The following is a 15860-nucleotide window of genomic DNA, read 5'->3' as shown; positions in this document are numbered from 1 at the left end:
GCGCCACGGGTACCACCTGTGTGTTCCCGGCCGTATCGTCCCGCCCCTTCCTCCGCGAGGAGCTCCCGTGCACGGCAACCGCAAGGCCACTGCAGGCATCATGAGGGCGCGGTCCGTCGCCACCGCAGTGGTCGTCGCGGCCACGGTTCTCGCGGGCTGCGAACGCGACTCGTCGCACGGCCCCGGAGACTCCCCCACGGGCTCGGGCGGCTGCCCCGCGGTCCAGGACCGTGCCGAGACCGCCGTCAGACACGCGGAAAGGACCGACGTCCCCTGGGGCGGCCCGACCAGCGGCCCCACGGCAGTCCCCGGCAAGACCATCGTCTACGTCGCCCAGACCATGACCAATCCCGGCGTCGCGGGCGCCGCGAACGGGGTGCGGGAAGCCGCAGGGGTCATCGGCTGGAACGTCAGGGTGATCGACGGCGGGGGCACACCCGTGGGCGTCCAGGCGGCGATGAGCGAAGCCTTGGCGCTCAGACCCTCGGGCATCGTCATCGGCGGCTTCGACCCCAACTCGACGTCGCGGCAGGTCTCCCAGGCCGACAAGGCAGGCATCCCGCTCATCGGCTGGCACGCGGTCGCCACCCCGGGACCCAGCCGAAGGCCCCGGCTCTTCACCAACGTCACCACCCGGGTCGAGGACGTGGCCGGAATCAGCGCCCAGTGGATCATCGCGCACTCGGACGGCCGCGCCGGGGTCGTGCTCATCACCGACGCCTCGATCCCCTTCGCCAGGAACAAGTCCGAGCTGATCAGGAGGGACCTTGCCACCTGCTCGGGCGTGCGGCTCCTGTCGTACGAGAACATCCCGATCTCGGACGCGAGCAGCCGCATCCCCCCGGAGATCTCCTCTCTCCTCTCCCGCTTCGGGAGCACGTGGACCCACTCCGTCGCCATCAACGATCTGTACTTCGCCGACGCCGCCCCCGCCTTGCGTGCCGCCGGCAAGGACGGCGCCGGGCCGCCCTTCAACATCGGCGCAGGTGACGGTGATCCCTCCGCCTTCCAGCGCATCAACAGCGAGCAGTACCAGGCCGCCACCGTCCCCGAGCCGCTGTCCCTGCAGGGCTGGCAGATCGTCGACGAGTTCAACCGCGCCTTCTCCAGTCGGCCCGCCGGCGGATATGTGGCCCCCGTCCACATCACCACGGCCGACAACAGCCACGGGGCCACGACCTGGGATCCGTCGGGCTATCGGGAGGCGTACCGGAAGATCTGGGGCAGGTAACCCCGCGTCCTCGTCACGGGGAACGTACCGCGCGGGCGATCAGCAGAGCGACGTCGTCGCGGTCGCGCGGATGTCGCAGACCCTCAAGAAGGCGGTCGCACGTCTCCTCCAAGGGGCAGTCGGCCACCTCCAGGGCGTGGACCAGGACGGCGAGGCGTTCGTCGATGGAGTCATGGCGGGTCTCGACCAGACCGTCCGTGTACAGGACAAGCTTGTCGCCCAGGCCGAATTCGACGGCGGTCGCCTCGAACGGGACGCCGCCGACTCCGAGCGGGATACCGGCGGGCAGGTCGAGCAGCCGGGGGCGCTCGCCACTGCGCACGAGGACAGGAGGCAGGTGGCCGGCGTTGGCGATGCGGCACTCGCCGCGGTGCGGATCGTAGGCCACGTAGAGGCAGGTCGCGATGTACTGCTCCAGACCGGATGTGATCGAGTCGAGCTGCTCGAGGACCCGGGCCGGCTCCAGGTCGAGGCTGGCGAAGGCGGCCGTGGCGGTGCGCAGGCGCCCCATGGCCGCGGCGGCGTCGATGCCGCTGCCCATGACGTCGCCCACGACGAGGGCCGTCTTGTCTCCGCCGAGCGGGAGGACGTCGTACCAGTCGCCGCCGATCTCGTAGGCGGCCTGTGCCGGGACGTAGCGGGAGGAGACCTGCAGGCCGGGAAGGCGGGACGGGTGATCGGGGAGCAGGCTGCGCTGGAGGGTCTCGGCGGCGGTGCGCACGCTCTGATGCGTGCGGGCGTTGTCGATGCACACCGCGGCGCGGAATGCGAGCTCGGAGGCGATGGCGAGGTCGTCCTCGTCGAAGGGCCGTGGATCCCGGGCGCGGGAAAGCCCGAGGAACCCCAGGACGGCGCCGCGTGCGGTCAGCGGGACGGCCATGTAGGAGTGCACCCCGGCCCGCGCCAGCAACGTGGCGGCGCGGTCGTCGCGGGCGATGCGACTCAGCTCGTTCCCATCGGCGTGTGCGATCAGGATGGGCCTGCCGGTACGCACACATTGGGTGGCCACGCGATCGGCCTCGTAGGTGGTGATGTTGCCCGGCGGATCGGCGGCCAGGACGGCTTCGGTGGGGTAGGCGGCCTTCACGGCGAGGGCGCGGAAGAGCGCGGGGCCGTTGTCGGAGGCGGAGCGGTGCTCGTCGAGGACGGAGTCGAGCACGTCGACGGCGACCATGTCGGCGAACTCGGGAACGGTCACCTCGGCCAGCTCCCGGGCCGTCTCCTCGACCTCCAGGGTGGTGCCGATACGAGCGGAGCCATCGGCGATCAGGGCCAGGCGCCGCCGGGTCTCGGTGGCCTCCATGGCCGACCGGTACCGCTCGCTGACGTCCACCACGAGTTCGGCCACCCCGAGAACACGGCCCTGGGTGTCCTCCAGCCGGTACACCGAGATCGACCACGCGTGCCGTTGTTCCGGGTCGGCCGGGGTGAAGCCGACGACGGTGGACTCGTCGACCAGGGGGACCCCGCTCTCAAGGACCCTCCTCATCGCGACCTCGATCACCTCGAACTTGTCGGGGCTCATGATCTCGCGGTAGTGGCGGCCGAGGTGCTCTTTCGCGGGGAGGCCGTGCATCCGCTCCAGCGCGGGGTTGACGGCCAGGTACCTGAGGTCGGTGTCGAGGATCGCCAGCCCGAAGGGGGACTGCGAGATCAACCGGGTGGACAGGGCGACATCCCGCTCCACCTCGCGAAGGGTGGGTGAGTCGGTGCCGAGCCCGAGGGCGTAGAAGTCGCCGCGGTCGTCCAGCAGCCGAGTGTTGCGCAGCTCCACCAGCCTGGTGCTCCCGTCCTTGCACCGGATGGGAAACGTGCCGCCCCAGCCCCGGCCGGTCTCCATGACCTCGGCGAACTTCTTGATCACCCAGTCCCAGTCCTCCTCACGGACGAGCAGCAGTGCGGCGTACTGCCCGAGCGCCTCCTCCGCGGTGTAGCCGTACAGCTCCTCTGCCTGGGGACTCCACAGGACGATCCGTCCGTCCGCGTCCAGCAGTGTCGCCGCGACGCCGAGAAGGTCCATCAGCCCGCTCGGCTGCGACGGCTCGCTGTCCTGGCGGGGGCGAGCCCAGTCGATGCCCGACGGACGCCATTCGGCTTCGCTCATCACAGGCACTCCTTCCGCGGCCGGCGGCACGCGAGACCATCCGCCGGCCTGGAGCGCGGCCTGCCCGTCTCCACAGGCGCGTCGCCTTCCATGGTCCCCCACGACCGCCGGACTACACACCCCGACCGTACGACGCGGCCCGCCAGGGATGAGCGAGACAGCCGGTCGCAACCTCCTTCAGGCCGCGAGGTCGGACATGTCGAGGACGAAGCGGTAGCGGACGTCGTTGCGGCCGAGGCGTTCGAGGGCCTCGTTCACGCGCGCCGAGGGGAGGAGTTCGATGTCGGCGGTGATGCCGTGCTCGGCGCAGAAGTCGAGCATGGCGGTGGTCGCGGGCCTGCCGCCGCTGCCGGCGGAGCTGAGCTTCTTGCGTCCCATGAGGAGGTCGATGGTCTCCACGGTGACGGGTCCGAGGTGCCCGAGGTGGCTGAGCGTCCCGTCCATGGCGACCATGCGCAGGTAGGGGCCGAGGTCGTGCGGGGCGGAGATGGTGTCGATGACGACGTCGAACCGGTCACGGGCGTCGGCCATCTGTTCCTGATCCGTCGAGACGACGAGAGCGTGGGCGCCGAGACGACGAGCGTCGTCGGCCTTGTCGGGTGAGCGGCTGATGACCGAGGTGTCGGCCCCGAGCGCCACGGCGAACTTGACCGCGAGATGGCCCAGGCCCCCGAGACCCGCCACGGCGACGCGACTGTGCGGCCCCACACCCAAGGTGTGCAACGGTTCCCAGACGGTGATCCCGGCGCACAGCAGAGGAGCGGCAGCGGCCGGGTCCAGACCGGCGGGAAGAGGGTGGGCGAATCGGTCGCGGACGACGTACTCGCGGGAGTAGCCCCCCAGGGTGATCGATCCGTCGAACCGGTCGACGCCGCCGTAGGTCAGGGTCGGGAAGGCGTGGCAGAAGTTCTCCTGGCCGGCCCGGCACATCGAGCACTCCCCGCAGGAATCCACGATGTTGCCGACCGCGACAGGGTCGCCGGCGGAGAAGCGGGTGACGGCGGGCCCGGTTTCGGCCACCACACCCGTGAACTCGTGTCCCGGCACCAGGGGGCGGCCCCCTTCGCCGTCGTGGCTGCGGACGGCATGCAGATCGGTGTGGCAGACGCCGCAGTAGTCCACTCGGATCGCAAGGTCGTCCGGACGCAGGTCGCGCCGCTGCAGCGACGTCCGTCGCAGCGTCGCCGTCGGGCCGTCCGCCTGCCAGCCAGTTGTTGTCCGCACCGCGCATCTCCTTAAACAGACTGTTCGGTCTATCTCAGCGTAGACGCGCCTGCGGGCCCAGGCAAACCAACTGTTCTGTTTGGTACTCTGACGGGCATGACGGACCGGCCCCTGACCTCGCGCGGAGCGGCTACGTACCAGCGCATCCTCGATGTGGCGACCCAGGAGTTCGCCGAGCACGGGATCGCCGGCGCGCGCATCGAGCGGATCGTGGCCGCCGCGCGCACGAACAAGGCACAGCTCTACGCCTACTTCGGCAACAAGGAAGGGCTCTTCGACGCCATCTTCTTCGGCTCGCTGGAGCGGATCGTGAACGTCGTCCCGATCGACGCCACCGACCTCGCGGACTGGGCCGTACGGCTCTACGACGAGTACCTCCGCCGTCCCGACCTGATCCGGCTGGCCACCTGGGCACGCCTGGAGCGCCGCCCGACCGGGCACCTGGTGGACGACCCCGACCGCCTCGACGACCGCAAGTTGCGGGCCATCGCCGAGGCCCAGGCCGCCGGGCTGGTGCGCCAGGGAGACCCGTTCGACGTGATGGCCATGGTCATCGCCATGTCCATGGCCTGGTCACCGGTCAGCAACGTCTACGCGGCCACCGCCCAGGAGCCCCCCGAAGTTCACGAACAGCGTCGCTCCCTGCTCCGCGAGAGCGTCCACCGCGCCGTGGCAGCCGACGGAAAGCGAAGCTAGACACCGGCGCAGGGCGACCGCAGACCGTCTGCGACTGCTCGGCCGGCAACCGCAGCACCACATCGGCCACCTGTCAGCTGCTTCTGTGCCGCTTGCCGGTTCTGTTCGGCGTCGACGAGCATCGTCGGACCGTTGACTGCATCGGCCGCGTGATCATCGTGTCTTCGGCGGACTGTGCGGCCGGTCCGTGACGTCGTGATCCGGGAGGTCGATGGCCAGGCGGCTCGGTCCGTTGCGGCCCGTGCTTGTCGGACCGGCGCGGTGGCCGGCGGGGCGCAGGAAGACGTTGTCCGGATGGAGCCGCCCGAGCAGTCCCAGCACGACGAACTCGTCCTGACCGGTGGCGTCCAGGGTGACATCGCCGCCCTCCGTCCACACCAGCCCGGGTGCGCGCAGCACGGCCCACAGGTCGGCGGTTCGGGCGTCGCCGACAGTCGCGTCACCTGCGGTGCGGGCCCGGTGGGCGAAGCGGTGGCCGCGCAGGGCCTGGCCGAGGTCGATGTGTGCGGTGGCGCCGTCGTGGGTCACTTCGATGCGGGCGGTGCGGCTCCCGTCGACGACCGGCCCGCTGACGATACGGCCGTTGACCGGCCCCGGCGTTCCGGTGGCGGCCGGCAGGTGCTCGATGAGCGTGCGGGGCGCGGCGTAGTAGTCCCGCTCCTCGGCGACGTATCGAAGGACGCCGTCGTCCTCGCGAAGTCACTGCGGGACGCGCCCGACACCGAGTCGGCGCTCTCCCTGTACGAGGCCCTCCGCCGCCCCCGCGTGGAGCACAACATCACGACCAGCGGCAAGATCTCCCGTGGCTTCCGCACACCGTCACGCACCGGTCGAGGAGCGCCCGCGCCCCGCCCCGGGGACAGCGACCTCCTCCGACACCTGGAGTGGGACATCGACATCTCGACCGTGACCGAAGGCAGCAGTTCCGTGGCAGCAGCAGGTGAGGGCGGTAGGGACACCCGTTGACGGGCTGAAGGACCGTTGCGGACAGGAGCCGTGGCGGACAAGGGCCGTGGCGGGAACAGCCCCTGTCCGCATCCGCTCGGGTCACACGCGTGGCGTCAGGCGCTCAATGCCGCCGAGACCACGGCCTTGGCTTCCTCCTGCACCTGACGGAGGTGATCGGCTCCGAGGAACGACTCGGCGTAGATCTTGTAGACGTCCTCGGTGCCCGACGGACGGGCCGCGAACCAGGCGTTGGCGGTGGTCACCTTGATGCCGCCGATGGGCGCGTCGTTGCCCGGAGCATGGGTGAGCACCGCGGTGACCGCTTCTCCGGCGAGGGTGTGCGTGCTGACCTGTGCGGGCGAGAGCTTCGCGAGGAGCGCCTTCTCCTCGCGGGAGGCCGGGGCGTCGATGCGCTCGTACGCGGGGGCGCCGAAGCGTGCGGTCAGCGCGGTGTAGTGCTCGGAGGGGGTCTTCCCGGTCACCGCCGTGATCTCGGAGGCGAGCAGGGCCAGGATGATGCCGTCCTTGTCGGTGGTCCACACCGAACCGTCGCGGCGCAGGAAGGACGCGCCGGCCGACTCCTCGCCGCCGAACCCGAGCGAGCCGCCGACCAGCCCGTCCACGAACCACTTGAATCCCACGGGCACTTCGACGAGTTGACGGCCCAGGTCGGCGGCGACCCTGTCGATCATGCCGGACGACACCAGTGTCTTGCCGATCCCCGTGTCCGCGGGCCACCGGTCCCGGTGGGAGTACAGGTAGGAGATGGCGGCGCTGAGGTAGTGGTTGGGGTTCATGAGCCCGGCGTCCGGTGTGACGATCCCGTGGCGGTCGGCGTCGGCGTCGTTGCCCGTGGCGATCCGGAAACGGTCGCGCTGCTCGATCAGCGAGGCCATGGCGTAGGGCGACGAACAGTCCATACGAATCTTGCCGTCCCAGTCCAGCGTCATGAATCGCCAGGTCGGGTCGGTGAGCGGGTTCACCACCGTCAGGTCGAGCGCGTGCTGTTCGGCGATGCGTCCCCAGTAGGCGACCGATGCCCCGCCCAGGGGGTCCGCGCCGATGCGCACGCCGGCCGCGCGGATCGCGTCCAGGTCCAGCACGTGCGGCAGGTCGGCCACATAGGTGCCGAGGAAGTCGTAGCGACCGGTGCCGGGGGCGGCCAGCGCCCTCGTGTAGGGGATGCGCCGTACGCCCTTCAACCCACCCTCGATGAGTTCGTTGGCCCGGTCCTGGATCCAGGAAGTCGCCTCGGAGCCGGCCGGGCCGCCGTTCGGCGGGTTGTACTTGAAGCCACCGTCCGCGGGCGGGTTGTGGGAGGGGGTGACGACGACCCCGTCCGCGAGACCGGCCGACCGTCCGCGGTTGTGGGTCAGAATGGCGTGCGAGACCGCCGGTGTGGGCGTGTAACCGTCCGCGCTGTCGAGGAGCACCGACACTCCGTTGGCCGCGAACACCTCCAGCGCGGTGACCTTCGCGGGCTCCGACAGGGCGTGGGTGTCGGCGCCCAGGAAGAGGGGACCGTCGATGCCCTGGCCCTCGCGGTACTCACAGATGGCCTGACTCGTCGCGGCGATGTGGTCCTCGTTGAACGCGGTCGCCAGTGACGACCCACGATGGCCGGACGTACCGAAGGCCACGCGCTGGCCGGGTTCCGCCGGGTCGGGGTGCAGTGCGTAATACGCCGTGACCAGCCGGGGCACGTCGACGAGGTCCTCGGGACCGGCCGGAGTGCCCGCTCGTTCGTGCTGCATGTACCCGCACCTCCACCTCGGTTCTTCATCGCTTGCGGTCCCATGTTTCCTCACCGGGCGGCACGGCCGCACGGTGCCACGGCGAGGACTGGACACACGCCGGGCCAGAGGGTCTCGCAGGTGCTTTCCCGGAGATCCTCGGTCAACAGGCTGGTATCCCCAATTGCCCATTGCCTAGGATGTATTGTCTGTCAAGCCAAGCCACTAGAAGCAGCTTGGAGCTGGGGGAACGATGCAGGCTGGAAAGCAGTTGTCCACGAAGATCGACGCCACCGTACCCACGGCCGCTCGCATGTACGACCACTACCTGGGCGGCAAGGACAACTACGCAGCCGATCGGGCAGCCTGCGCCGAGCTGGACAAGGTCGTGCCCAGCACGCGCGCCTTGGCGCTGAACAACCGGCGCTTTCTGCAGCGGGTCGTCGGGACGCTCGCAGCCGAGTACGGCATCAGGCAGTTCCTCGACCACGGGTCCGGCCTGCCCACCCAGGAGAACGTCCACCAGGTCGCACAACGCGTCGATCCCTCGTCGCGCGTGGTGTACGTCGACAACGATCCGATGGTGCTGGTGCACGGACGGGCGCTGTTGGACCAGAATGACCGCACCACGGTCATCCACGCCGATCTGCGTGACACGGAGAAGATCTTCTCCCACCCGGACACTCAGCGCCTGCTCGACTTCTCACAGCCGGTGGCCGTGCTGTTCAACTCGGTGTTCCACTGCATTCCGGACGGGGAGACCGACGGTCCGCTCGCCGTGGCCCGCCGGGTGGCCGAGCGGCTCGTGCCCGGCAGCTGCATGGTGATGTGCCAGCTGGTCAGCGAGGACGAGAAGGTCCGGGAGTTCGTCACCGACTTCATGGATCAGGCGACCCAGGGGCATTGGGGCAGGGTCCGTCAGGAGAAGGACGTGGCGGAGTGGTTCGAGGGCCTCGACGTCCTGGAGCCCGGTCTGGTGGAGGTGTCCACCTGGCGGCCCGACAGCGAGGTCGCACCCCGTCAGCTCACCCAGGAATGGGTCGAGTTCGGCGGCGTAGGCCGGATCCGATAGGATCGCAAGACCACAGGACTGCTCCCGTCGGCTCCACCGGGATCCGACCGGTGGAGCCGGAGGCAGTCACGCGGTCGAATAGCGCCCCGCGGTCGTGTCCCGCAACAGCGTCAGGGAATCCCGCGGGGTGAGGGCTTCGTCTCCCAGACGGTCCAGAGCCAGTCGGTACTCTTCGGTCTCGTCCCGGTCCTCCAGGAAGTTCGCGCTCCTGATGTGCTCCAGGTAGACGATGTCGGGTAGATCGAGGCCGCCGAAGCGCAGGTAGGTGATGGGGATGGCGGGCGCGGAGGCGTGCGTCACGTCCAAGGGCACGATCTGCAACGTCACCTGGGGATGCTGAGCCATCTCCACGAGGTACTCGAGCTGCTCACGCATCACCTCGCGACTGCCCAGCACACGCAACAGGACCGACTCGTCGATGACCGCCCACAGTTGAGGGCCGTCCTCACGACGCAGCAGTTCACGTCGGCGCATGCGCAGTTCGACACGGCGCTGCACCTCACCGGCCGGTGCCGTGGGCAGGCCGCGCTCCACGACCGCCCTGGTGTAGGCCGGGGTCTGCAGCAGACCGGGGACGTACTGGATCTCGAAGGTACGGATGGCGGCAGCGGCCTCCTGCAGCCCCACCAGCCGATCGAACCACTCGGGCATCAGCCGCTTGTCGTAGCGCTGCCACCATCCCGGCTCACCGGCCCGCCGCAGCAACTGGAGCAGAACCGACGCCTCATGCTCATCGGTCTTGTAGAGCTCCAGCAGCGCGCGGACATCCCCTTCCGTGGGCGGCCGACGGCCCTTGCCGGCTTCTATGCGCGACAGCTTCGCCGGGCTGAACCCGATGGCGCGAGCGGCCTGTTCCTGCGCGAGGCCGGCGTCTTCGCGGATGCCCGCGAGCTGGACACCGACCAGCATCTTCAGCAAGGTCGGAGCGGGCTCGGTCCGCGTCAGATACGGTTCGAGGCGGGAGACACGAGGTGACTCGGCGGACATCCTGACTCCCTGTAGAACGGCAGACGACGGGGTCCATCCTCGCATCCCGCGGCCTTCTGTCGCACGCGTCGGCAGAAGTGGAATCGCTCGACTCCGCTTCACACCAGATGGTCGAACTCCCCGTCCTTGGCCCCGGCCAGGAAAGCGGCCACTTCAGCCGCTGTGTAGATGAGGGCCGGCCCGTCGGGGTCGCGCGAGTTGCGCAGCGCCACGCCCCCCTCGGCCAGGGACGCCACCTCGACGCAGTTGCCCTCGGCGTTGCTGTGCTGACTCTTCACCCAGCGAACGCCCAGTGAACTGGCCCGCATTCCGTTTCGCACTGACGGCACCGCACTCTCCTTGTTCACGTTCCACCACGGTGTACAGGTCGGCCGCCCACTGGAGCGGACCGAACCCGTGCGGCCTGCCCCAGCCACCACTCGTGCAATTTCCCGTGAAATTGCACGACGGGCGCTGTCGGGATGGATAATAGCCCGGGAGTCAACCGCACCGTTGCCGCACCGAACCTGACGTCGCATCAGGGAGATGTCGTGTCGTTACCTGCACGCGAAGCACCGAGCCTTGCAAGCGGCAGGGCTGCGCCATCGTCGGGTCGAGCCGCTCCGACCGGCTCACTCATGGAAGAAGCGAGCTCCTCCATCGCGGGGCAAGGGCGGCCCGGGGGAAGCGATTCCGCGTGCAACTCACCCAGATTCGCCAGCCTGTGCATCACCGACACCGGGCAGGGGCTCGCCCAGGCGCGCGCCTTCACCCGCCGCACCCTTGGCCACTGGGAGTTGGACCACCGCGTTGACGACGCCGTCCTCATCGTCAACGAACTGGCAACGAACGCGGTGCTTCACGCGGCACCCCACTCCGCCACCGGGCAGAACGGCGTGCGACTGGATCTGACGCTTCGACGCGCCCATCTCGTGTGCGCCGTCACCGATCAGTACGAGAGCCCGCCCGTCTACCCACGCACGGACGCCCCGCTGGAAGTCCATGGCCGTGGCCTGCGCATCGTCGAAGAACTGTCCGAGCACTGGGGCTGGACTCGCTCGCGTGCGGGCAAGACCGTCTGGGCGATGCTGCCCACTCCCCCGTATCGGCCGACATCACCGCCCTGGCAGGGTCCGACATGACAGCCGCCGCATCGGCAGAGCCTCCCGGCGCACGGCATCACGCAACGCCTCTCGTGGGAGCGGACATGGAGACAACCCTGAAGAACCTGAGAGACGTCCCGTGGCGCGATCTCCAGGATTCCACCGGGTCCGCCACGGGCATCCCCTTCCTGCTCGCGGCCATCACCACGGGTGACGAAGCCACCGCCGTTGCCGCCCTCGCGCGTCTACGGCAACGCATCTGCCAGTACGGCTTCGTCGTGGACCAGGCCACCGCCGCCACGGTCCCCTTCCTGTGGGAACTGGTCCAGCTCCCTCAAGTCCCCTGCCGTGTGCAGGTCCTTCAGCTGCTGAAGAGCATCGCCGACGCCCGGCAGTGGGAGACCACGGCCATCGCCTACCCCAAGCTGCTCAATCGCCGTGAGAACTACGTGGGCTGGGAACGCGAAGCACGCCGAGCCGTGCGCGCTAACCGCGAGACGATCCAGCGCCTGCTCGACGAACCGGACAAGGAACTCGTGCAAGCCGCGCGGGACCTGGCCTCCGCACTGGCCGACTGACGCGCCGCTGACCTCCCGCGTTAGCCCCTACGAATGATTCACGGCGCCGCAGGGTGAAAAGGGAGAGCGTGTGCCGCGCCGACGGCAGTCGGCCGCCCGCGACCGTTAGCGTTGCGTCTCGTGTCGCTGAGCTATGCCTTTGTGAATCTGAAACCCGGAGTCGGAAAGACGACCAGTGCGGTGTGGTTGGCCCACGCCCTGCATGAGTCGGGCCTCTCACCCCTGCTGGTGGACAGTGACCCCGCCTCCTCCGCCTTGCGCTGGAGCGAACTGGCAGGAGGCTTCCCGTTTCCTGTGATCGCCTTTCCGGTGGGCGACGTGCACCGGCGCGTGAACGACTTTCTCGGCAACCGAGAGGCCGTGGTGTTCGACGCCCCGCAGCTGGAGGACCATGCCCACATCGCCCGGAGCATCATGAGATACGCGAGCGAGTGGATCGTGCCGCTGACCCCGGCCCCCATCGAGCTGGATCGCATGGCACCCATCGGCGGCGAGATGAGCGACGTGCAGTCGCTGCGGGCGCAGCCGGCCCGCGCCGCTGTCCTCCTGAACCGCACCAATCGCCCCGATGCCACGCGCACCGGCCCCGACGCCGACGCTCGCGAAGCCCTCACCGAGCGGGGCTTCGACGTGTTGTCCACCCACATTCCCCGCCTCGACCTGTACGCCCAGTCGTTCGGCAGCCCGGTCGAGGTCAAGGGCTCGGCGTACATGGACCTCGCAGACGAACTCATCAAACGTCAGGACAAAGCGTGAACCAGCGCAAGGACACCTACCGAGCGGCATTGCAGCGCGAACCGGACGGCGCCGCACCCCGCCCCGCCAAGGTCACTCACCTGCACACCCGATACGTGCGGGTGACCATCGAGCTCGACCCCGCCCTGCAACGCGAACTGACCCGCTGGGTCGAGCCACCCCTGTCCGCACTCCTGCGGGTCGGCGCCGCCGTACTGCAGCCCCTGAGAAGCACCCCGTAGGCCGGGACGGGGATGCGCGGGCGCCGTTTCCTCGCGTCGCACCGTCGGCAGGGCCAGGCCTCGCAACCTGCGCGTTAGTGTCATCTGCATGACCGAAAACACCCTGCGCTCCGTCACCGTCGAGCGGACCGCCACCGGCCACTTCACCGCGACGAACCCTCGCGGCGGCACGATCAGCTTCGGCACCAGCTCCGATCCCCACGGCGGCACCGACTTCACCCCGGTCGAGCTGCTGCTCGCCGCGATCGGGGGCTGCACCGCGGCCGACGTCGATGTCGCCACCGCCCGCCACGCGGAGCCCACCGGGTTCACCGTGTCCGTCACGGGCGACAAGATCAGTGACGAGTTCGGAAACCGGATGACCGACCTCATGGTCACCTTCTCCGTCACCTTCCCGGACGGCGAACTCGGCGACCGCGCCCGCGCGATCCTCCCCCGGGCGGTCAAGACCTCCCACGACCGGCTCTGCACGGTCAGCCGTACGGTCGAGATCGGCACGCCCGTCACGGCGACGGTCGCGGACGCCTGACCCCACTGGGACCAAATGCCACCGCGTGCCTCAAGGGTGGCTCCGACCAGGGCGGGTGACATGCTCGTCGGCGTCGGCGGCTTTCTTGATCGCCTCGCGGATCCGGGAGTACGTGCCGCAGCGGCAGACGTTCTCGATACGGTCGATGTCGTCGTCGGTGGGCCTGGGCGTCTTCTTGAGCAGGGCCGCGGTGGCCATGATCTGTCCCGGCTGACAGAAGCCGCACTGAGCGACATCGCAGTCGAGCCACGCCTGTTGCACGGGGTGCAGGGTGTCGCCGTCGGCCAGGCCCTCGATGGTGGTGACCCCGCGGCCCACGCAGTCGGCGACCGGGACGACACACGGCTGGATCTCCGCCCCGTCCAGGTGGCTGGTGCAGGCACGGCAAACGCCCACACCACAGCCGTACTTGGGCCCGGTGACGTGCAGCAGGTCGCGCAGTACCCACAGGAGTGGCATGTCGGCGGGGGCCTCGACGGTGACCGGCTTTCCGTTGAGGACGAAGGAATAGGAGGGCATCAGCACCTTCTCGGACAGCGATCAGAAGTTGATCGGGAAGCGGCGGGGCCTGGTACGCGTCGCACGGGCATAGGCGTTCGCCACGGCACCGGCCGCCGCCGGCACGCCGAGTTCGCCTGCCCCGCCGGGCTCGCGCCGTGACGGCATGATGTGCGCCTCGAAGCGCAACGGGGAGTGCTGCTGGCGGGCGTAGCGGAAGTCGGCGAAGCTGCCCTCCCGCACCGCACCCCGGTCGATGTGCAGTCCGGCCCGCAGCACGGTGGAGATGCCGTCGACGGCGGTGCCCATGAGCTGGGCCTCGAGTCCGCGCGGGTTGACGGCCGTCCCGACATCGGCCGCCATCACCACCTTGGTCACCCGGGGGTTCTTCGGGTCGGTGGCGTCGATCTCGACCAGGCAGGCCACGCAGGAGCCGTATTCCTCGTGGACGGCCACACCCTGCGCCTGGCCGGACGGCAGGGGCCGACCCCAGTTTCCGGCCGCCGCGACCTTGTCGAGTACGGCTTTGACGGCCTTGTTCCTGAGCGTGCCGCGCCGGAAGGCCACCGGGTCCTGGCCCAGCTCGGCGGCGACCTCGTCGACGACGATCTCCTCCGCGGTGCGCATGGTCCCGGAGTCCACCGACCGCCAGGCTCCGAGCGGCATCGCCAGCTCGACCGAGCCTGAACTCCCTGAAAGGCGCCCGAAGTTGTAGAGGCCGCTGTCGCTGGGCAGCGGGCCCGCGGCCACCGTGGTCACACCATCCCGAACGGTCACGCCGCCCTGAGCGGCCAGGCCCTGCCCCTCGTACGACTCGCTCACCGAGGCCATCGCATGGCTGAAGGCCACCACCCTGCCCCGCGCATGGCTGGCCCGGATCCGGTGATGCGAGGCCCCCCGCATCCGGCCGTGCCGGATGTCGTCCCCGCGGCTCCACATCAGCTTCACCGGTCGCCGTGCCGCCTTCGAGATCAGGGCGGCCTCGATCGCGGCATCGTAGTTCAGCCGCCGGCCGAACGAGCCGCCGCCGCGCACGACATGGACGCGGACCTTCGACTTCGGCAGCCCGATCGCCGAGGCGATGCTCTCGCGCGCGTCCATCGGTGTCTGGGAGGAGAACCAGATCTCGGCCCGGTCGGCGCGTACGTCCGCCACCGCGGTCAGCACCTCCATCGGGGCGTGGCTGACGAAGGCGAACTCGAACTCGCCCTCGACCTGCGCCGATCCGCGTGGCGGCGCGCCGACCGAGGGAACGGCGGCGCGTAACCGGGACCGGATGACGGCGTCGGACAACGACGCCAGCGGCCCCGGCCGCCAGGTGATGCGCAGGGCGTCACGGGCTTTGAAAGCGTGGTGGAAGGACTCCGCCACCACGGCGACGCCGCCGGCGACCTTGACCACCGCGTGGACGCCGGGCATCGCGCGGGCCGCACGGTCGTCGACCGAGACGACGCGCCCACCGAGCGTCGGCGACCGGGCCACCACGGTCGGCTTCGCCCCGGCCACCTCCAGGTCCCCGGCGTACTTCGCCTTGCCCGTGACGATGTCCCGCGCGTCGATCCGGCCCGTCGGCCGTCCGATCACCTTGTGCTCGGACGCGGGCTTGGGCCTGCTCGACACGTCGGGCCGCTGGATCCGGGCGGCGGCCGCCGTCAGCGATCCGAAGGTGGCCGTACGGCCGTCGGGGGCGACCACCATCGTGTCCCGGGTACGCAGGCTCCGGGCGGGCAGGTGCCAGCGCCGGGCGGCCGCGGTCACCAGCCGGGCCCGGGCGGTGGCGGCGAGCGCGCGGGCGGGACCGTACAGGGAACGGACGGAACTCGAGCCGCCGGTGTACTGGTTCCCCTTGGTCCGCGCCTCGGCGAGGGGGACGTCGACGTCGACGAGCCGGGCGTCCAGTTCCTCGGCGATCATCATGGCGACCGCGGTCGTGATGCCCTGCCCGACCTCGACGCGCGGCAGTCGTAGGACCACCTTGTTGGCGGCGGTGACCTCCAGGACCAGCATCTCCTCGTCCGCGCCGGTCACCAGGACGCGGGAGGGCCCGTGCGCCTCCGCCGCGGTGGGCTCGGCACCCTCCGCCGACGACGTGTCGCAGCCGACGGGCGCCGCGAGGGTCAGTGTGGACGCCGCGAGCGAGTAGACCATGAACTTCCGGCGGGACAGCTGACGGGCCAACAGGCGCTCCTCTCCGAGTACCC

At 69.8% G+C, this 15860-nt stretch carries 17 protein-coding genes; 9 read left to right on the top strand and 8 right to left on the bottom strand.

Going from position 1 to position 15860, the window contains the following annotated elements; translation table 11 throughout:
* Window positions 1–67: 67 nt before the first annotated feature.
* On the top strand, window positions 68–1231 hold the full coding sequence (locus tag AAFF41_RS47855) for a substrate-binding domain-containing protein (protein WP_425526212.1): 1164 nt from the start codon (window positions 68–70) through the stop codon (window positions 1229–1231).
* A 13-nt stretch (window positions 1232–1244) separates the two neighbouring features.
* Here AAFF41_RS47855 and AAFF41_RS47850 read toward each other — a convergent pair whose 3' ends face one another.
* On the bottom strand, window positions 1245–3335 hold the full coding sequence (locus AAFF41_RS47850) for a SpoIIE family protein phosphatase (protein ID WP_319749707.1): 2091 nt from the start codon (window positions 3333–3335) through the stop codon (window positions 1245–1247).
* Between the two features lie 177 nt (window positions 3336–3512).
* A complete protein-coding gene (locus AAFF41_RS47845) occupies window positions 3513–4559 on the bottom strand; it encodes an NAD(P)-dependent alcohol dehydrogenase (protein ID WP_343326048.1) in 1047 nt (348 codons plus the stop codon).
* Between the two features lie 96 nt (window positions 4560–4655).
* On the opposite strand from AAFF41_RS47845, the gene AAFF41_RS47840 reads away from it, so the two are divergent.
* Window positions 4656–5255 (top strand): TetR/AcrR family transcriptional regulator, encoded by a 600-nt coding sequence (locus AAFF41_RS47840; RefSeq protein WP_319749709.1) that lies wholly within the window; start codon window positions 4656–4658, stop codon window positions 5253–5255.
* 153 nt (window positions 5256–5408) lie between these two features.
* Here the strand turns inward: AAFF41_RS47840 and AAFF41_RS47835 are convergent, their stop codons facing one another.
* The gene (locus AAFF41_RS47835; protein WP_343326047.1) at window positions 5409–5783 is read right to left on the bottom strand and encodes a hypothetical protein; all 375 of its coding nucleotides are present in this window, start codon (window positions 5781–5783) and stop codon (window positions 5409–5411) included.
* A gap of 90 nt (window positions 5784–5873) precedes the next feature.
* Between AAFF41_RS47835 and AAFF41_RS47830 the strand changes: the two genes are divergently transcribed.
* Window positions 5874–6221, top strand: coding sequence for a hypothetical protein (locus AAFF41_RS47830; protein WP_415925912.1), 348 nt, complete (start codon window positions 5874–5876; stop codon window positions 6219–6221).
* Between the two features lie 95 nt (window positions 6222–6316).
* On the opposite strand, the gene pgm is transcribed toward AAFF41_RS47830, so the two are convergent.
* Window positions 6317–7957: a phosphoglucomutase (alpha-D-glucose-1,6-bisphosphate-dependent) gene (gene pgm, locus AAFF41_RS47825; protein WP_343326046.1), complete on the bottom strand. Its 1641-nt coding sequence runs from the start codon at window positions 7955–7957 to the stop codon at window positions 6317–6319.
* A 232-nt stretch (window positions 7958–8189) separates the two neighbouring features.
* Here pgm and AAFF41_RS47820 point away from each other — a divergent pair, with 232 nt between their 5' ends.
* Window positions 8190–9008, top strand: a complete 819-nt coding sequence (locus AAFF41_RS47820; RefSeq protein ID WP_319749712.1) for an SAM-dependent methyltransferase — start codon at window positions 8190–8192, stop codon at window positions 9006–9008.
* Window positions 9009–9074: 66 nt separating this feature from the next.
* Here the strand turns inward: AAFF41_RS47820 and AAFF41_RS47815 are convergent, their stop codons facing one another.
* Together AAFF41_RS47815 and AAFF41_RS47810 are read right to left on the bottom strand one after the other, a co-directional pair.
* Window positions 9075–9995, bottom strand: coding sequence for a helix-turn-helix domain-containing protein (locus AAFF41_RS47815; RefSeq protein WP_319749713.1), 921 nt, complete (start codon window positions 9993–9995; stop codon window positions 9075–9077).
* A 98-nt stretch (window positions 9996–10093) separates the two neighbouring features.
* Window positions 10094–10303: a DUF397 domain-containing protein gene (locus tag AAFF41_RS47810; protein WP_388417495.1), complete on the bottom strand. Its 210-nt coding sequence runs from the start codon at window positions 10301–10303 to the stop codon at window positions 10094–10096.
* A 309-nt stretch (window positions 10304–10612) separates the two neighbouring features.
* On the opposite strand from AAFF41_RS47810, the gene AAFF41_RS47805 reads away from it, so the two are divergent.
* The 5 genes from AAFF41_RS47805 to AAFF41_RS47785 all read left to right on the top strand — a co-directional run bounded on the left by AAFF41_RS47805 (window position 10613) and on the right by AAFF41_RS47785 (window position 13161).
* Window positions 10613–11116: an ATP-binding protein gene (locus AAFF41_RS47805; RefSeq protein ID WP_319749715.1), complete on the top strand. Its 504-nt coding sequence runs from the start codon at window positions 10613–10615 to the stop codon at window positions 11114–11116.
* Window positions 11113–11655 carry a hypothetical protein gene (locus tag AAFF41_RS47800; protein WP_415925913.1) on the top strand — a complete coding sequence of 181 codons (543 nt, stop codon included), beginning with the start codon at window positions 11113–11115 and terminating at the stop codon, window positions 11653–11655. Before AAFF41_RS47805 ends, AAFF41_RS47800 begins: the two co-directional genes overlap by 4 nt.
* A gap of 120 nt (window positions 11656–11775) precedes the next feature.
* A complete protein-coding gene (locus AAFF41_RS47795) occupies window positions 11776–12411 on the top strand; it encodes a ParA family protein (protein ID WP_319749717.1) in 636 nt (211 codons plus the stop codon).
* Complete coding sequence (locus AAFF41_RS47790) at window positions 12408–12632, top strand: hypothetical protein (RefSeq protein ID WP_054233871.1); 225 nt, start codon at window positions 12408–12410, stop codon at window positions 12630–12632. Before AAFF41_RS47795 ends, AAFF41_RS47790 begins: the two co-directional genes overlap by 4 nt.
* 88 nt (window positions 12633–12720) lie before the next feature.
* A complete protein-coding gene (locus AAFF41_RS47785) occupies window positions 12721–13161 on the top strand; it encodes an OsmC family protein (protein ID WP_319749718.1) in 441 nt (146 codons plus the stop codon).
* Between the two features lie 30 nt (window positions 13162–13191).
* Here the strand turns inward: AAFF41_RS47785 and AAFF41_RS47780 are convergent, their stop codons facing one another.
* Window positions 13192–13680: a (2Fe-2S)-binding protein gene (locus AAFF41_RS47780; RefSeq protein WP_319749719.1), complete on the bottom strand. Its 489-nt coding sequence runs from the start codon at window positions 13678–13680 to the stop codon at window positions 13192–13194.
* 21 nt (window positions 13681–13701) lie between these two features.
* Complete coding sequence (locus AAFF41_RS47775) at window positions 13702–15807, bottom strand: xanthine dehydrogenase family protein molybdopterin-binding subunit (protein ID WP_319749966.1); 2106 nt, start codon at window positions 15805–15807, stop codon at window positions 13702–13704.
* Window positions 15808–15860 lie beyond the last annotated feature (53 nt).

It is taken from the genome of Streptomyces mirabilis, assembly GCF_039503195.1.
Lineage (GTDB): Bacteria > Actinomycetota > Actinomycetes > Streptomycetales > Streptomycetaceae > Streptomyces > Streptomyces mirabilis_D.
This window is presented reverse-complemented; position numbering and strand designations above follow the sequence as displayed.